General features: G+C 37.2%; 21 protein-coding genes. 12 read left to right on the forward strand and 9 right to left on the reverse strand.

The genetic code is table 11. The annotated features are described in order from the left end of the window. Nucleotides 1-295: 295 nt before the first annotated feature. Nucleotides 296-1,084 carry a phosphatidylserine decarboxylase gene (locus ACM26V_RS23995; RefSeq protein WP_416149275.1) on the forward strand — a complete coding sequence of 263 codons (789 nt, stop codon included), beginning with the start codon at nt 296-298 and terminating at the stop codon, nt 1,082-1,084. Nucleotides 1,085-1,205: 121 nt separating this feature from the next. Here the strand turns inward: ACM26V_RS23995 and mnhG are convergent, their stop codons facing one another. The 7 genes from mnhG to ACM26V_RS24030 are packed head-to-tail and all read right to left on the reverse strand — an operon-like array spanning nt 1,206 to nt 6,966. Next, nucleotides 1,206-1,559 carry a monovalent cation/H(+) antiporter subunit G gene (gene mnhG / locus ACM26V_RS24000; protein ID WP_416149276.1) on the reverse strand — a complete coding sequence of 118 codons (354 nt, stop codon included), beginning with the start codon at nt 1,557-1,559 and terminating at the stop codon, nt 1,206-1,208. After that, nucleotides 1,540-1,821, reverse strand: coding sequence for a Na(+)/H(+) antiporter subunit F1 (locus tag ACM26V_RS24005; protein ID WP_416149277.1), 282 nt, complete (start codon nt 1,819-1,821; stop codon nt 1,540-1,542). The genes mnhG and ACM26V_RS24005 overlap by 20 nt, the downstream gene beginning before the upstream one ends. Then, entirely contained in the window at nt 1,821-2,303 is a 483-nt protein-coding gene (locus ACM26V_RS24010) for a Na+/H+ antiporter subunit E (RefSeq protein WP_416149278.1), read from the reverse strand. The genes ACM26V_RS24005 and ACM26V_RS24010 overlap by 1 nt, the downstream gene beginning before the upstream one ends. Nucleotides 2,304-2,308: 5 nt before the next feature. Then, the gene (locus ACM26V_RS24015; protein ID WP_416149279.1) at nt 2,309-3,790 is read right to left on the reverse strand and encodes a Na+/H+ antiporter subunit D; all 1,482 of its coding nucleotides are present in this window, start codon (nt 3,788-3,790) and stop codon (nt 2,309-2,311) included. Next, the gene (locus ACM26V_RS24020; protein WP_416149280.1) at nt 3,783-4,121 is read right to left on the reverse strand and encodes a Na(+)/H(+) antiporter subunit C; all 339 of its coding nucleotides are present in this window, start codon (nt 4,119-4,121) and stop codon (nt 3,783-3,785) included. The genes ACM26V_RS24015 and ACM26V_RS24020 overlap by 8 nt, the downstream gene beginning before the upstream one ends. Beyond that, nucleotides 4,121-4,546 (reverse strand): Na(+)/H(+) antiporter subunit B, encoded by a 426-nt coding sequence (locus ACM26V_RS24025; protein ID WP_416149281.1) that lies wholly within the window; start codon nt 4,544-4,546, stop codon nt 4,121-4,123. Before ACM26V_RS24025 ends, ACM26V_RS24020 begins: the two co-directional genes overlap by 1 nt. Then, the gene (locus ACM26V_RS24030) at nt 4,543-6,966 is read right to left on the reverse strand and encodes a Na+/H+ antiporter subunit A (protein ID WP_416149282.1); all 2,424 of its coding nucleotides are present in this window, start codon (nt 6,964-6,966) and stop codon (nt 4,543-4,545) included. The genes ACM26V_RS24025 and ACM26V_RS24030 overlap by 4 nt, the downstream gene beginning before the upstream one ends. Nucleotides 6,967-7,297: 331 nt before the next feature. Between ACM26V_RS24030 and ACM26V_RS24035 the strand changes: the two genes are divergently transcribed. Further along, nucleotides 7,298-7,522: a hypothetical protein gene (locus ACM26V_RS24035; protein ID WP_416149283.1), complete on the forward strand. Its 225-nt coding sequence runs from the start codon at nt 7,298-7,300 to the stop codon at nt 7,520-7,522. A 30-nt stretch (nt 7,523-7,552) separates the two neighbouring features. Here ACM26V_RS24035 and ACM26V_RS24040 read toward each other — a convergent pair whose 3' ends face one another. Continuing rightward, nucleotides 7,553-7,708, reverse strand: coding sequence for a sporulation histidine kinase inhibitor Sda (locus ACM26V_RS24040; protein ID WP_416149284.1), 156 nt, complete (start codon nt 7,706-7,708; stop codon nt 7,553-7,555). A gap of 568 nt (nt 7,709-8,276) precedes the next feature. Between ACM26V_RS24040 and ACM26V_RS24045 the strand changes: the two genes are divergently transcribed. From ACM26V_RS24045 to ACM26V_RS24080, 8 genes are all read left to right on the forward strand, one after another. Further along, nucleotides 8,277-8,807, forward strand: coding sequence for a YqeG family HAD IIIA-type phosphatase (locus tag ACM26V_RS24045; protein ID WP_416149285.1), 531 nt, complete (start codon nt 8,277-8,279; stop codon nt 8,805-8,807). Next, the gene (yqeH, locus tag ACM26V_RS24050; RefSeq protein ID WP_416149286.1) at nt 8,780-9,892 is read left to right on the forward strand and encodes a ribosome biogenesis GTPase YqeH; all 1,113 of its coding nucleotides are present in this window, start codon (nt 8,780-8,782) and stop codon (nt 9,890-9,892) included. Before ACM26V_RS24045 ends, yqeH begins: the two co-directional genes overlap by 28 nt. 99 nt (nt 9,893-9,991) lie before the next feature. Further along, on the forward strand, nt 9,992-10,831 hold the full coding sequence (gene aroE, locus ACM26V_RS24055; RefSeq protein WP_416149287.1) for a shikimate dehydrogenase: 840 nt from the start codon (nt 9,992-9,994) through the stop codon (nt 10,829-10,831). Then, the gene (yhbY, locus tag ACM26V_RS24060) at nt 10,828-11,118 is read left to right on the forward strand and encodes a ribosome assembly RNA-binding protein YhbY (protein ID WP_416149288.1); all 291 of its coding nucleotides are present in this window, start codon (nt 10,828-10,830) and stop codon (nt 11,116-11,118) included. Before aroE ends, yhbY begins: the two co-directional genes overlap by 4 nt. A gap of 29 nt (nt 11,119-11,147) precedes the next feature. Next, entirely contained in the window at nt 11,148-11,723 is a 576-nt protein-coding gene (gene nadD / locus ACM26V_RS24065) for a nicotinate-nucleotide adenylyltransferase (protein ID WP_416149289.1), read from the forward strand. Continuing rightward, complete coding sequence (gene yqeK / locus ACM26V_RS24070) at nt 11,716-12,294, forward strand: bis(5'-nucleosyl)-tetraphosphatase (symmetrical) YqeK (RefSeq protein WP_416149290.1); 579 nt, start codon at nt 11,716-11,718, stop codon at nt 12,292-12,294. Before nadD ends, yqeK begins: the two co-directional genes overlap by 8 nt. A 7-nt stretch (nt 12,295-12,301) precedes the next feature. Further along, entirely contained in the window at nt 12,302-12,658 is a 357-nt protein-coding gene (gene rsfS / locus ACM26V_RS24075; RefSeq protein WP_416149291.1) for a ribosome silencing factor, read from the forward strand. A 27-nt stretch (nt 12,659-12,685) separates the two neighbouring features. Then, nucleotides 12,686-13,417, forward strand: a complete 732-nt coding sequence (locus ACM26V_RS24080) for a class I SAM-dependent DNA methyltransferase (RefSeq protein ID WP_416149292.1) — start codon at nt 12,686-12,688, stop codon at nt 13,415-13,417. 103 nt (nt 13,418-13,520) lie between these two features. Here the strand turns inward: ACM26V_RS24080 and comER are convergent, their stop codons facing one another. Then, the gene (gene comER / locus ACM26V_RS24085) at nt 13,521-14,351 is read right to left on the reverse strand and encodes a late competence protein ComER (protein WP_416149293.1); all 831 of its coding nucleotides are present in this window, start codon (nt 14,349-14,351) and stop codon (nt 13,521-13,523) included. A gap of 129 nt (nt 14,352-14,480) precedes the next feature. Between comER and ACM26V_RS24090 the strand changes: the two genes are divergently transcribed. Then, the gene (locus ACM26V_RS24090; RefSeq protein WP_416149294.1) at nt 14,481-15,101 is read left to right on the forward strand and encodes a helix-hairpin-helix domain-containing protein; all 621 of its coding nucleotides are present in this window, start codon (nt 14,481-14,483) and stop codon (nt 15,099-15,101) included. Nucleotides 15,102-15,197: 96 nt separating this feature from the next. Beyond that, nucleotides 15,198-15,767, forward strand: a complete 570-nt coding sequence (locus ACM26V_RS24095) for a ComE operon protein 2 (RefSeq protein WP_416149295.1) — start codon at nt 15,198-15,200, stop codon at nt 15,765-15,767.

The following is a 15,767-nucleotide window of genomic DNA, read 5'->3' on the forward strand; positions in this document are numbered from 1 at the left end:
TGTTAGAATAATAAACAGGAATGTAAAACCACTCCTCAGTAGCTTATCTTTTAAGTAAGGTCATTTTATAAACGACTTAGTATTATATAATCCTAAGTAAGCGAGCCCATATGCAAGTGCAAGTATAATTATATTTAAAATAATTTTCGTTTTTGAAACACGTAATTGTATTATTTGATTGTGCAAAAAGCATATTTGAAGGGTAATTATACCATATTTTCAGTCCCGAAACTAATTAGCTCAATAATAATAAACAGTTTAGAAATTAAAAATAGGAAGGAAGTTACGAATTAAAATGAAAAAAAACATTTATAAACTAATGTTAGAACTAACTCATAACAGATTGTATACAGCTATTTTAAAGAGGTTTACCCAATTAAAAGTAAGTAAGTTATTAATTCCATCTTTTTCGAGAACTTTCCATATTAATGAAGCGGAGCTTGCCAGAAATCTACCTGAGTATGACTCATTAAGTGACTTTTTCAGTAGGGAGTTAAAAGAGGGCAGTAGATTTATAGGTGATGATAAAAACGAAATTATTAGCCCGGTAGATGGAGTGATAAAAGATGCTGGAAAAATAACAAAAGATACGGATTTTTTTGTGAAAGGGAAAAAGCACTCTTTAAAAACGATGTTAGGCATTGATTCAGCAGTAAATCGTTATGCTAATGGGAATTATTGTGTATTGTACTTATCCCCAAAGGATTATCATCGGATTCACAGTCCTAGCGATGGCGTAATTATCCATCGGTGGGCACTCGGAAGATATTCTGAACCTGTAAATTCGATGGGACTCCATTATGGAATAGAGCCTTTGGCGACAAATTACAGGTTGATTACAGAAATGGTTCATAAAGATAATCGGATGGCATTAATCAAGGTTGGAGCTCTGAATGTCAATAGTATCCACCCCTCTCATTTAAAAAATAAAGTGGAAAAAGGAGAAGAAATCGGTTATTTTTCCTTTGGTTCAACAGTAATTTTACTATTTGAAAAGAATTCAATCACATTTAATTCAGAAGTTATAGAAGGAGAATTAAATGTGAAGCAAGGTGAATCTATCGGTAAATGGGTGAAAAGCTAACACACAGCTTAGAATACCTTGAAATTAAATTTCACTCGTCTCTGCGTTCGAGTTGTGAAGATGATTATAAAAGTACAAAAAAACCTGACTTGAAAATGAAAATGTTCAAGTCAGGTTCTTTTTATTTTGATTGCGATTTTTGTTTTTTCATAGCTGCAGCTAAATCATCTTGAATACTTTTATCCCACATTTTTACGTCAACATTATAAGCTGAACGTGCAATCATAAATGCTGATACTGGAGCAGTTAGAAATACAAATATGATCGTTAGAAGAAGTTTACCAACAAAAAGTCCTTCTATGAAGAGAAAGTAGAGGAAAACTCCAAGGATAATACTAATGACTCCGAGTGTGGCACTTTTTGTAGCTGCGTGTAATCTTCCATAAACATCAGGGAAGCGAACGATGCCAATTGCACCGAGAACACTCAATCCTCCACCAAGAAGCAACAGAATACTAATGACGATCTCTGTCAAGAACCACACCTCCCTCAATAAACTTTGCAATTGCAACTGAGCCAATAAAAGCCAAGACTGCAATTACGAGTATAACCTCTGAATATGCAAGGGTTTGTTGTATGAGCATTAATATAGTAATAAAGCCGATCAAGTTAATGCCAATCGTATCCAAAGCGACTACACGGTCTGACATGCTTGGGCCGATTATTGCTCGAATCGTACAGACAAGAATGGCTAGAGACATTAATACGAGTACAATAAGCGATACGGTTTCTAACATTAATGTGTCACCTCCATAATCGCTCTTTCAAATGATTCATGAATCTCTTTTATTGCTGCCTCTTTATCGGGAACATGAATGGAATGAACATATAGAGTCCTACCGTCTTCCGAAAAATTCATTGTTAACGTTCCTGGTGTTAATGAAATAAGGTTAGCTAGCAATGTAACTTCCCAATCAGTTCTTAATTTGGTAGGTACTGCAATAATTCCTGGTTGTATATTTGATTTCATCTTAGGACTTAAAACGATTTTTGTTACATCAATATTTGATAAAATTAGCTTATACGTGAACAGGATTAATAACTTGAATACTGCAATGACCCTACGAAAATAGAAATCAAAAGCTAAAAACCTCCGTAATACATATAAGAGAGCAAGACCGACAATAAAGCCAAGCATGAACTCAACCATTGTGTACTCATTTCTGAGTAACATCCAAATGAAAGCTAAACCAATATTTAATAATATTTGAAAGGCCATGGCAACTACTCCTTAAGTACAGAATTTATATATTGAGATGGGTCCATAAGCTGCTCAGCAACTTCAAGAGAGAACTGCATAAACGGTTCAGCGGCAAGTCCTAATATAACGGTCAATGCGACTAAAGGTATGATTGGAATTAATAGTTTTCCAACCTTTCTATCTTTTCCTTCAGGTTCTTTAAATTTGACTTCACCCCAAAACGAGGTCATGAAAATCTTCCACATTGAGAAGAGCGTTAGGACACCTGTAATTAAACTAACTGCAATAACAAAGTAGTGTCCGGCTTCTAAACCAGCGACGATTAATCCAAATTTTCCAAAGAATCCAGTTAGCGGTGGAATACCAGCCAAGGAAATAGCTGTGATAAAGAAGAGCCAGCCAACATAAGGATGAGTTTTTATTACACCGCTCATTTGTTTCAAGTGAGAAGTACCAGTAATTTTTTCGGTTACTCCTGCAAAAAGGAATAAAGCTGATTTTACAATGATGTTATGGACAAGGAAGAAAAAAGTACCTGCAATGGCTAAGTGTGTAAATATTCCTATCCCCATGATCATGTAGCCAACCTGACTGACAATATGAACAGCAAGTATTCGCTTAAAATCGAATTGGGAAACGGCGCCTAGAACCCCAATAAACATAGTCAGTCCACCAAGAATGAGGAGGATTTGAAAGACAGTGTCATCATGAGGAAAAATTAATGTGTAGGTCCTCATAATAGTATACACGCCGACTTTTGTTAATAACCCACCAAACAAGGCAGCAATAGCTGCTGGTGGAGCGAAGTAGGAATGTGGTAGCCAATAATAAAGTGGAAATATCGCACTTTTTGTTCCAAATACGAACAAGAATACGACTGCAATTACGGATACGATACCTGTTTGTTCTAATTCAGAGATTTTCACTGCGATGTCCGCCATGTTTAGTGTTCCTGTAATACCATAAAGATAGGCAATTGCAATAATAAAAAACATAGAGGAAACCGTGTTTATAATGACATATTTTAATGATTCTCGAAGTTGGTATCTTTTGCTTCCCATAGAAATAAGGATGAAAGACGAAATTAACATGACTTCGAAAAAGACAAACAAGTTAAACAAGTCGCCTGTTAAAAAGGAGCCATTAACCCCGACCATTAAAAACAAAAAGAAGGGGTGAAAGTAATTTCGCTCCCTTTCACCAGAGAAGGTTTGAAAGGCGAAAAACAAGCAAACAAGAGCTAACAAACTAGCTAGCGTAATGAGTGAACTCGAAAGTAAATCTGCTACAAGGACAATCCCAAATGGGGCTGGCCACTCCCCTAATTCCATCGTTTGAATCCCACTTATATATACGGTGTAAGTAATATAAGCAGACAAAATGAGCATAAGTGCTAGACTGATGACACTAACAACTCGTTGAATGGTTTTGGAATCCTTGAAGAAGATTAATATGACGCCCATAAGTAATGGAATAAGTATTGGCAATATGAGTAAGTTAGTCATCTTCAGTTCCCCTTAATTCATCGAAGTTATCGGTTTTATGCACTTTATATGTTTGATAGGCCAACACGAGCATAAAAGCAGTGATCCCGAAGCCGATGACAATAGCCGTTAAAATCAAAGCTTGCGGTAAAGGATCTGCATATGAGGCGGCGTCTTCTCCTAATAGTGGGGGAGAACCTTCGTTTAAACCTGCCATCGTTAGCAGCAGTAAATGAGCCCCATGGGATAAAAGAACGACCCCCAAAATAACTCGAAGCAAACTTTTCGTTAAAATCATATATGTTGCTACAGAAACGAGGACTCCAACGGTTAATATCATTAAGATTTCCATCAGTTATCATCCTCCGCTATTGTCAATATTACAAGAAGTGAAAACCCTACGACTACTAAATAGATACCTAAATCAAAAGGTAGGGCCGTTGTTAATTCTATTTCTCCTAAAATAGGAACTGTATAATATTTAAAGAACTGTTTAAGGAAAGGTAAGCCTAAAAGCATACTGATCATACCTGTTCCAATCGCTAATAGTAACCCGGATGCAATAATTTTTGCATAATTAAATGGTATGACCCGCTTTATCGTCTTTAAGTCAAAGCTTAAGTACAGTAGGATCAGGGCTGTAGCGGTCATTAATCCTCCAATAAATCCTCCGCCCGGGTTATTATGCCCAGCAAAGAATAGATAGACGGAGAAGGCAAGGATGATAAACGCAACAATTCGCGTTATCACATGCAACTGAACTGGGGTATTTTTCATATGTCTTCCCCCTTCTTCGCTTTGAATTTAATTAATACCACAACGCCCAGAGCTACTATCCCTAAAACAAGTACTTCTAGTAGCGTGTCTAAGCCACGGAAATCTACCAAAATGACGTTTACGATATTTTGTCCGCCTGCTAAAGCATAAGCATTCTCGACAAAATAATCCGAAATAGGGCTGATTGGATTTGCGTGACTAAAAGCATGAGCACTAAGAGCAGTTAAAGTTACAACTAGTCCCACCCCAAGTGAAATGAATAAATTGGAAAATTTGAAAGCTGGTTTGAAGCTTTCTTTTTTCAACTCGGGTAAATGATAAAATACGAGTAAAAACAGAACGACGACGACTGTCTCAACTAATAATTGAGTGAGTGCTAAGTCTGGAGCACGGAATACTGCAAATAGCAAAGCAATTAGGAATCCGACAACTCCGACTAATACGATTGCTGAGATCCGTTTTGCAACAAACGGGATAACTAGTGTAGCTAAAATAAGTGAAGCTGTGATGAAATACATATACACAGGAATTTCAGCTGTGTTTGCCATATCAATCGCAATCGCATTTGTTTTCCATAGCATATAACCCATAACGATAATCAAGAATACAAACATAAAATTGAAGTAATCCCTTAAACGACCAGTCATCTGAACGTTATTTACAGCCGTAGAACCTTTGATTAAACCAACAAGGCCATTGTCATAAAACCAGTTCAGTGGGTCTCTTTCCTTTAAGTAAATTGCTGTTTCTTGCCATTTTCTTGCGTTCAGAAAAATAAGTGAACCGAAGAAAATAACACCCATTGTCATAAATAATTCTGCATTCAAGCCGTGCCAGTGATAAATATTTACATAGAATTGTTCTCCAGGTTCAAGTAATCCTGGAAGAATTGATTGCATGGCAGGATCGATAATCGTATAAGCCAACAGATTTGGAAAGAGGCCGAATACAATTACTAATGAAACTAAAATGATCGGTGAAATCAACAGACCCATTGGTGCTTCGTGGGCTTGTTTATCCAATTTTTCTGGCTGGTGATTTCCAGTGAATGTACGAAACAACATGATTGAACAATAGACAAACGTAAATATACTTGCAATCCAAGCAACTATTGGGATGATAAATCCGATAGTTTGAACGTTAAACATATCGACGGACAATGTGTTTAGTGCGCCAGTAAAAAACATTTCTTTGCTGAGAAAGCCATTGAATGGTGGCAAGCCAGCCATAGAGGCAATCCCGATTAAAGATATTGTGAACGTAATTGGCATAATCGTCATCAATCCGCCAAGTTTTCGAATATCTCTAGTTCCTGTCTCATGATCAATAATACCAACGACCATAAATAAACTACCCTTGAAAGTGGCGTGATTAATAAGGTGGAAAACTGCTGCTAGTATCGCAACGGTAAAAATTGATTGTCCGTCAACGATGTCATAGTGAAAGGCTGCAGAACCCATTCCGAGTAAACTCATAATCAAGCCTAATTGGCTGACTGTCGAGAAGGCTAAAATACCTTTTAAATCCTTTTGCCTGACAGCTGAAATTGATCCCCATAATAATGTGAATAAACCGAAACCAGTAATGATCCAAAACCATTCCGCTTCGCCACCAAAAACAGGTGTGAAGCGAGCAACGATATAAATACCTGCTTTTACCATTGTAGCGGAGTGTAAATAAGCACTCACTGGTGTTGGTGCTTCCATGGCGTCTGGAAGCCAAATGTGAAATGGAAACTGTGCTGACTTCGTGAAAGCTCCCAGAAGGATTAAAAGCATTGCCGGTAAGAATAACGAACTCGTAACGATGACGTCGCCATACGAAATGATTTCTCTAAGACTAAATGTTCCGGTCATAACGTAAAGAAGCGTAAACCCTGCGAGCATGGCAAAACCACCGCTAACGGTGATTAATAGTGATTTTTGAGCACCGTATCGGGACTTCTCTTTATGGTGCCAATAACCGATCAATAACGCAGAAGAAAGACTAGTTATTTCCCAAAAAACATAAAGAACAACGAGGTTATCCGATAAAACAACGCCTAACATTGCTCCCATAAACATTAATAAATAAACATAAAAATTATTAAGAGGTTCATCTTTTTTGTTAGCAATGTAATAAATCGAATAAAGAACAACGAGCGTTCCTATCCCAGTAATTAATAGCGCAAACAACAAACTTAATCCGTCAAGAAATACGGTGAAATGAATACCAAGTGAAGATACCCATGGTACGGAATGTTTGACTGCTTCCATCGGTCCATCACCAATCGGCAAGTAACTGATCAAATAAATAAATAATACAAGTGGTACTGGTAAAACAAACCAACCTGTATGGATATGACGAAATTTGTGATATACGAGTGGAATAATTATCGCCATAATAAACGGTGCTAAAGCTACAAAGTGAAGCGTTGACAAGTGATTAACCTCCTTTTATAAAACATGAACAAAAAACTATTTGCGAATCAACTTTACTAACATGGAAAGTAAAGGATCTTCTATGTAGAAACATAAGTAGAATTATAATATAAATTTCATATCCTTGCATCCTTTTAGAGTGTTACTCACTAAGAATTAACATAGGTCTTAAATATGTAGGAACATAAAAAAATTTATTTAAATTTTTTTTATGTTTCTCAAGAACAAGGTTAGTTTTCCCAAAACTTTTACATACATGTTAAAGTTTTGAATGATCTTTGTATAAAAACAAAAAAACCGTACCAACCTGTTAGTAAGAGGAGGGATACGGATGAAATTGAAATCGAAATACATCGTTTCAGTTAGTATCTTATTAGTTGTGTTAATATGTGGAGCAACAGGTCATGTCATTTTGACAAAGACGATGATTGAAAATGAACATCAGGAGGAATACCAAGGGATGCATTTAGGTGAGCTGTGGAGCGGTAATCAAAAATTCCAACCCAGACAATATATTAAGGTCGTTCCAGTTAAACAAAGGCAAAACGAGGATTGATAGGGTGCAGGATCGTTATATAAGGTTTCGTTAAAGGTCAATCTTTTTATTGTAGATCGAACGTCGATTCATTTCATCAGTGATTAAACATAAGAAATCATTGGATAAATTTAATTCTCTTGCTTTTTCATATGTTTCCATCAAAAGATCGTCTGATAAATCGCGCAATGCCCCGTGCTTCTTCAATCAAAAAACCTCCCTATTTTTAAAGAGTTTTAACGATAACTCCCATCTAACTAAATGATTATTAATGACTTAAGTTAAAAACATTGATATCTTTAAGGTGCGGACACGAAATTAAATTACTGTTTTAGTGATACAATCTCGTTATCCTGCACTTCTGTTTTTTTTAGATAATGCATCAAGAAATTGACTTTAGTATCTAAAATATGAGAGTAACTTGTCCTTTTTCAAAATGAAAATATTTCGAATTATTTAAGTGTTTTATTGGATTAAGTTGATATTACCATGAAAAGAAAACCTTCTCAAATCGGTTTTTGTCCACATCTACCTGTGTAATTCCTGTGGATAGACTGTTCATATCTATCTTGTTTTCATGGTAATAAAGAGAAGGATCTGTGCAAAAACTTATCCACAGTTTTTAATGGTGTAAAAATATGTCGAAATTCTTTTGCAAAAAACGGTAATTATTTGAGATAATCATTGTTCCATTTGAAATCATTGATAAAATATAGGTATTATAGATGAGGAACTCATTATTTTAGTGTTCGTATTTGAGAAATGGGGGAAATATGTGTTAAACCAATTTATTCCAGATCAGTATGTTCAATCGATATTTGAATTATCTATCGAAGAGCTGAAGGACCAAGGTATAAAAGGAATTATAACAGACCTAGATAATACGTTGGTTGAATGGGATCGGCCAGAAGCAACGGAAGAACTAATTGCTTGGTTTGAAAAATTAGCAGAGAGTGGTTTTCAAATCGTTATAGTTTCAAACAATAATGAAAGGCGAGTGAAACATTTCGCTGAACCTCATAAGATTACGTTTATCCACAGTGCCCGGAAACCTCTGAGCAAAGCTTTTAAAACTGCTTGCAAATTGATGAAATTAACAAGAGAAGAGACGGTAGTAATCGGTGATCAATTAATGACTGACATCCTTGGAGGAAATCGAGGCGGTTTTCAAACGATATTAGTCGTCCCGGTTGCACAGAATGATGGTTTCTTCACAAAGATCAATCGACGAATCGAACAACGTGTATTTCGCGCAATGAAAAGAAAGGGGTTAATTGAATGGGAGAAACCGAACGACAACAAGTGATTTGTTCTGGCTGTGGAGTAAAGATACAAACGGAGGATAAACAAAAGGTAGGGTACACTCCGGCGTCAGCTTTAGAGAGGGAAGTCATCATTTGTCAACGATGCTTCCGACTTAAGCATTATAATGAGGTTCAAGATGTGTCTCTTACAGATGACGACTTTTTAAAAATTCTGAATGAAATTGGCAGCAGAGAGGCACTGATTGTAAAAGTTGTTGATATTTTTGATTTTGATGGAAGTTGGCTTCCAGGGCTTCACCGTTTTGTTGGGAAAAATCCAGTCTTATTGGTCGGAAATAAAGTTGACTTGTTACCAAAATCAGTCAAACGCTCTAAGGTCATCCAATGGATGAAGAAATCAGCGAAAGAATATGGTTTGAAGCCAGTGGATGTTCATTTAATGAGTGCTGAAACAGGAGAAGCACTTATGGAGGTAGCGAATCTAATCGATAAGTTACGTAATAATAAAGACGTATATGTTGTTGGTTGTACGAATGTGGGCAAATCAACGTTTATTAATAGGTTGTTGAAGGAATTTGGTGCAGAGGACGACATGTTGATCACAACATCAAATATTCCAGGTACAACATTGGATATGATTGATGTTCCATTAGATGACGGTTCTAACTTGTTTGATACTCCTGGTATTATTAATCATCATCAAATATCTCACTTACTGAATAAGGACGAGCTTAAAGTAATAACACCTAAAAAAGAAGTGAAGCCCAAAGTTTTTCAATTAAAAGCCGCACAAACGTTATTTTTCGGAGGGCTTTCACGAGTCGATTTTGTAAGTGGTGATCCACAATCGTTCGTCGTTTATGTATCTAATGAGTTAACGATTCATCGAACGAAATTAGAAAAGGCTGATTCTTTATATGAGCAACATGTGGGAGAATTACTGTCGCCACCAAGCCAAGATTCCAATTTCCCTGCATTTAGCGAGAAGGAATGGAAGATTTCATCTGGGAAGGTTGATCTCGTATTTTCAGGTTTGGGCTGGGTGACAATAAGTGGAACCGGAAGTATCATTCGAAGCTATGCACCTAAAGGGGTTCATGTAAGTACAAGACCGTCTATTTTTTAAACTATCCTAAAAAAGTATGAAGATTTCAAGCTTCCACGCGCTTTGGTTAATAAGTAGCATCCTTATCAAGTGGAAGGTATAGATTTGGGGGACGAATTCATGAAACAAGTGTATGGAGTGATTGGTCATCCAATAGGGCATAGCCTTTCTCCAATTATGCATAATGTAGCATTTAAGGAACGGGAAATAGATGCAACATATCTAGCTTTTGAAGTGAAAGAAAATCAATTAAAACAAGCGATAGATGGCGTTAGAGGGTTAGGGGTTAGTGGGTTAAATGTCACAATTCCACACAAGGTAAATGTGATGCAATACTTAGATGAGATAGATCCTTTAGCTGAAAGAATTGGTGCGGTTAATACTATCGTTCATAAAGAGAATAAATTGATCGGGTATAATACGGATGGTGAAGGTTACCTTCAAGCATTGCTTCCTATTCTACCTAAATCTTTAGACAACATGCGCGTTCTCGTTTTAGGAGCAGGAGGAGCGGCTAAAGGTGTAGCGATGGCAATGACGGTTCATGGAGTCAAAGAAATGTGTATAACCAACCGGACGATGGAAAAAGCAGATACGTTGGCCCATGAATGTTCAGCTATAACGAAAGTATCGACATTACCAATTGCATTAGCCCAAGCGCGCTTAACAGAATTCGATTTGATCGTTAATACGACATCGATCGGTATGACACCAAATGTAGACCAGATGCCTCTTTCTCTTGAGATGATCGCCCGTGGAGTGGTCGTAAGTGATTTAATTTACACACCAGCAAAAACAAGGTGGCTCCAAGATGCAGAAGCAAGAGGAGCAATCATTCAGAATGGTTTGGGTATGTTTATCAATCAAGGTGCCTTAGCTTTTGAGAAATGGACAAATCAAGAAGCACCAAGAGATATCATGAGGAAAAAAGTCGTTGAAAAATTAGGAGGATTGACATGATTTCTGGAAAACAAAAGCGTTTTTTGCGGAGCAAAGCACATCACTTAAAGCCAATTTTTCAAGTAGGAAAAGCGGGTGTGAATGAGAATCTTATCAAGCAAGTTGATGAAGCATTGGAAGCAAGGGAATTAATTAAAGTGAGTATTTTACAAAACTGTGAAGAGGATAAAGAGGAAGTAGCGCAAAACATAGGAAAAGGTACTCGTGCAGATGTGGTACAAATTATTGGGAGCACAATCATATTTTATAAAGAGTCACAAGAGAACAAAAAAATAGATCTTCCCTAGAACTGGAATGACGATGTGAGGAGTTGGAGATGAAAAAAATAGGGCTATTAGGTGGTACTTTTGATCCTCCACATGTTGGCCATTTAATTATGGCAGAGGAAGCAAGGCTGAAAGGGAATTTGGATGAAATATGGTGGATGCCAAATCGAATTCCCCCTCATAAAGAACTTTCATCTGGTGCACCTGAGCATCAACGGATCAGACTTGTTGAGAAAATGGTAGAACAACATTCAACTTACAAATTCTCTCGTTTAGAGTTAGAGCGATCTGGTCCATCTTATACTGTCGATACGATTAGGCATTTACTGAAAACGAGGCCAAATGACGATTTCTCATTTATTATGGGGGGAGATAGTTTAAAGCACTTTCATTTATGGTATCAAAGTGAAGAATTACAAAGGATGCTTCGGTTTATAGTGCTGGTTCGCCCTGGATTTGCGGTAGCTGATACGAATAACTTCAAGGAAATTCTTGTTATAGATGACGTGAGTTTGGAGTTATCGTCCAGTTATATTCGTGAAAAAATAAAGGGGAAGTCTTTTAATCAATTTTTATTGACGAAAGAGGTTTATCAGTTTGTGAAGGAGAATCGTTTATATGAATGAAACTCAGGCCTTTGAAGTGGTCCGTCACGCCTTGAAACCACGTCGTTTTGAGCATACAGAAAGGGTTGTTGAAGAGGCGACAAAGTTAGCAAAGAGATACGGGGGAGATTTACAAACAATCCGCTTAGCCGCGATCTTACACGATTATGCCAAATATCGATCATCGTTAGAAATGAGAGATATGGTAATAAAAGAAAAGAATCTCCCTAATCACTTGTTAGACTATGGTGACGAATTGTTACACTCGTTTGTTGGAGCAGTTTATGTACATCAGGAGTTAGCAGTTGACGATGATAGTATTTTATCTGCCATTCGATATCATACAACGGGAAGAGCAGGAATGACATTAGAAGAAAAAATAGTGTTTTTGGCAGATTATATTGAACCTGGTCGAACATTTTCCGGAGCAAAACTTACCCGTGAGTTAGCTGAAAAAGATCTAGACGTTGCTTGTTTGCAATCATTGAAGAACACAATCTGTTATTTGAGTGAAAATTCAATTGCGATATATCCAGATACATTTGAAGCTTATAACGACTTTGTGATTAAGTTAAAAAAACATGGAGGTTAGTAAATATATGGAACCTAAAGAAAAATTAGATTTAGCAGTTCGTGCTATTGATGAAAAAAATGCTCACCAAATTACTACATTAAATATGGAAGGAGTATCTTTAGTAGCAGATTATTTTGTCATTTGTCACGGGAATTCTGAAACGCAAGTAGAGTCGATCGCTAGGGAAGTGAAAAGTCAAGCTGTATTAGCAGGGCTTGATGTTAAGCGGTTGGAAGGTATTGAAGATGCAAGGTGGGTTCTGATTGACCTTGATGATGTGATTGTCCATGTCTTTCATAAAGATGAGCGACAATATTATAATTTAGAAAAGCTATGGGGAGATGCACCAACCATTGATGTGGAAGAAATATTGCAAGCGTAGAGTGAAAAGAAAGAGGAGAGTGAGCACATGAAACAAGATCACTTTGCTTCCTTATACGATTTTCTTATGGAAGATGCTCCTTATGAGTCATGGCTATCCTTCGCAGAAAGATATCTAGTAAAACAGGGACGAGTGTTAGACCTTGCTTGTGGGACGGGAACATTCTCATTAATGCTTGCTCGTCAGGGGTTTGACTTGACTGGTGTAGACATCTCAGCGGATATGCTCACAGTAGCTGAAGGAAAAGCGCGTGAAGCAGGTGTGGATGTCGATTTTATTTTACAGGATATGCGAGAATTACAAGGATTTCAACAGCTTGATGGGATTACCATCTTTTGTGATGGCTTGAATTACCTTCGTCAGCAAAAGGATGTTAAGCAGACATTCTTTCACCTAGCAACTGCCTTAAAAACAGGTGGAGTCCTATTATTTGATGTTCATTCTTGTTTTAAGCTCGAATATATATTTGATCACCAACTTTATGGTGAAAACGGAGAAACACTGTCTTATTTGTGGTTTTCTGACCCAGCTGATGAACCTCTGAGTGTACAACATACATTGACTTTTTTTAATAAAAAAGAAAATGGAGATTACGAGCGCATGGATGAAGAGCAATACCAACGCACCTTTGAGCCACATGTATATAAACAATGGTTGGAGGATGCGGGTTTTCATAATATAGAAATTACCGCAGACTTTGGAGAAAAAGATGTGGAAGAAGAGGATGACCGGATTTTCTTTAAAGCAGTGAAAAAGTAGTTTGAAATAAAATGAACTTCTTGTATAATAAAAGGAGCTAGCATTGCTAGCTCCTTTTATTATAATTTAAGAATGTTTAACTTCGCTAGTTTATCTAATCCGTTTATTCCATTTGATCAGAAATTCCTCGACGGTCTTCAAGATATTTCTTCTCCGTTTCCTGAAATAATTCGTGGAACATGAAGCCAACCTCTTTTTTTAGGACATTTAACCCTATGCCAGTTACCCCACCTGGAACTGTAACTCTGTCGCGGAGTGTGGCCAAATTAAAATGTTTTTGCCGAAGAAGTTCTCCATAACCTATCAACATTGATTCTGCAATACTTGTTGCCGTATCTTCATCAATGTTTGTTTCCTCAGCTGCACCTTTAATCATCTGCTCGATGAGGTAACTGATAAAAGCTGGACCGCAACTTGCGATGTCAGAAGCTACACGTGTGATATCTCGCTCTATCTCTATGGGGGAGGAGATACTTGAAAATAACGTCCATAATTCATTACGAAGGTCTACTGAGCAACGATCACTGTATGTTACTAAAGAAGGTCCTTCAAGAGCTAGATTGACAATACTCGGTATGAATCGAACAATCGGTGTGTTCGTTTCCGCTAATAGTTGTTCCGTGTCTTCTACTTCAAGTGGACTTGTAATCGTAATGATGACATGACGATCTTTCAAGTGAGGTTTAATTTCTTTAATAATGTTGACCATTTCAAGTGGTTTTGAGCAAATAAAGATCCAATCGGCATAATTCACAACTGGAATAGCTTTTTCATGAACGTGACTTTGGTTATATCTTCTTTGAATTTCTTTTGCTTTAGATATTGTTCGATTCGTCATATGGACATTTTCAGGTCGAACGCCTCTCCCATTGATCATCGATTCAATAATTAGTCTTCCCATGTTTCCAGTACCGATAAATCCCAACTTTTTCATTACATTCACCCCCTAAAGTAAAAATCAATTAACTTCATTATCAGCTTCTACATCGGTGTTCAAGGCAAATGCACCTTTCTTAATACGTATGAAATAGAACTCATTTCATGTTTTATTGGAGGAATTGTTATGGAAATAATGAAAGATTTTTTTTCAGGGAAAGGAAATTACGTTGTATTTGCAGGTTTTATCGTTGTAATTTTATCATTTCTCCTTGTAGTCAATCTAAATGACAAAGAAGCGGTTGTTGAGGAGGACCAACCTTGGGAAGAACATTTGCAAGAAGTAAGTGTCGCTGCTGAAAATGTAGAGGATTTAGATGTAAGTCTCGTTGTTGATATTAAGGGGGAGGTTGTGAAACCAGGTGTTTATGGAGTACAAAGTGGTGAGCGGGTTCATGATGCAATTAACAAAGCGGGTGGATTCACAGAAGATGCTAACGAGTCTTCGATTAATTTGGCTGAGCGTTGTTATGATGAAATGGTGATTTATGTGCCATCTTTTGATGAAGAAGATGTAAACATCATGGAGACAACTTTAAAGGGCAATCAACAAGAAGGGATTGTTATCAATCAAGCTTCTGCTACAGAGTTGACTGCGCTTCCGGGGATAGGGCCAGCCAAAGCTGAAGCGATTGTGGCTTACCGTGAAGAAAATGGACCATTTCAAACGGTAGAAGAAATCATCCAAGTTCCGGGAATCGGGGAAAAAACATTGGAAGCGATTCGAGATGAAATTTGGCTAAAGTAGGAGTGACTACAGTAATCAGATTGACGAATAGTTAAAAAGGTGTCTAAACTAGTAGAGAATGTAGTCAGGTTAAATCTATAGGAGGTAGTACATATCATGGAAAGAATATCGTGGCATCAATATTTTATGGCTCAAAGTCATTTGCTAGCTTTAAGAAGTACATGTACGAGATTAATGGTCGGAGCAACGATTGTTCGAGATAAGCGAATCATAGCTGGAGGATATAATGGTTCTATCTCAGGGGGAACTCATTGTTCCGACGAAGGATGTTATTTAATAGAGGACCATTGTGTAAGAACCGTTCATGCAGAAATTAATGCAATACTGCAATGTGCCAAGTTCGGTGTACCGGCAGAAGGGGCGGAAATATACGTGACCCATTTTCCCTGTTTAAATTGCTGTAAATCACTGATTCAAGCAGGAATTAAAAAAGTTTTTTACGCCCAAGATTATAAAAATCATGAGTTTGCAATCGAACTGTTTCAACAAGCTGACGTAATGGTAGAGCAAGTTGAACTCGAAGAAATGATATTGGATACACAAAACAAAGAAAAACTATCATTCACTGCAGACCTCCTATCTAAATTAGAGAAGCAAGGTTTAGGTGGAGATGAAATTAGGGCGTTAAAAGATGAGGCGAATCGTCTATACACGTCATCTTCATGA

Origin of the sequence: Salipaludibacillus sp. HK11 (assembly GCF_047795645.1) — a bacterium.
Lineage (GTDB): Bacteria > Bacillota > Bacilli > Bacillales > Salisediminibacteriaceae > Salipaludibacillus.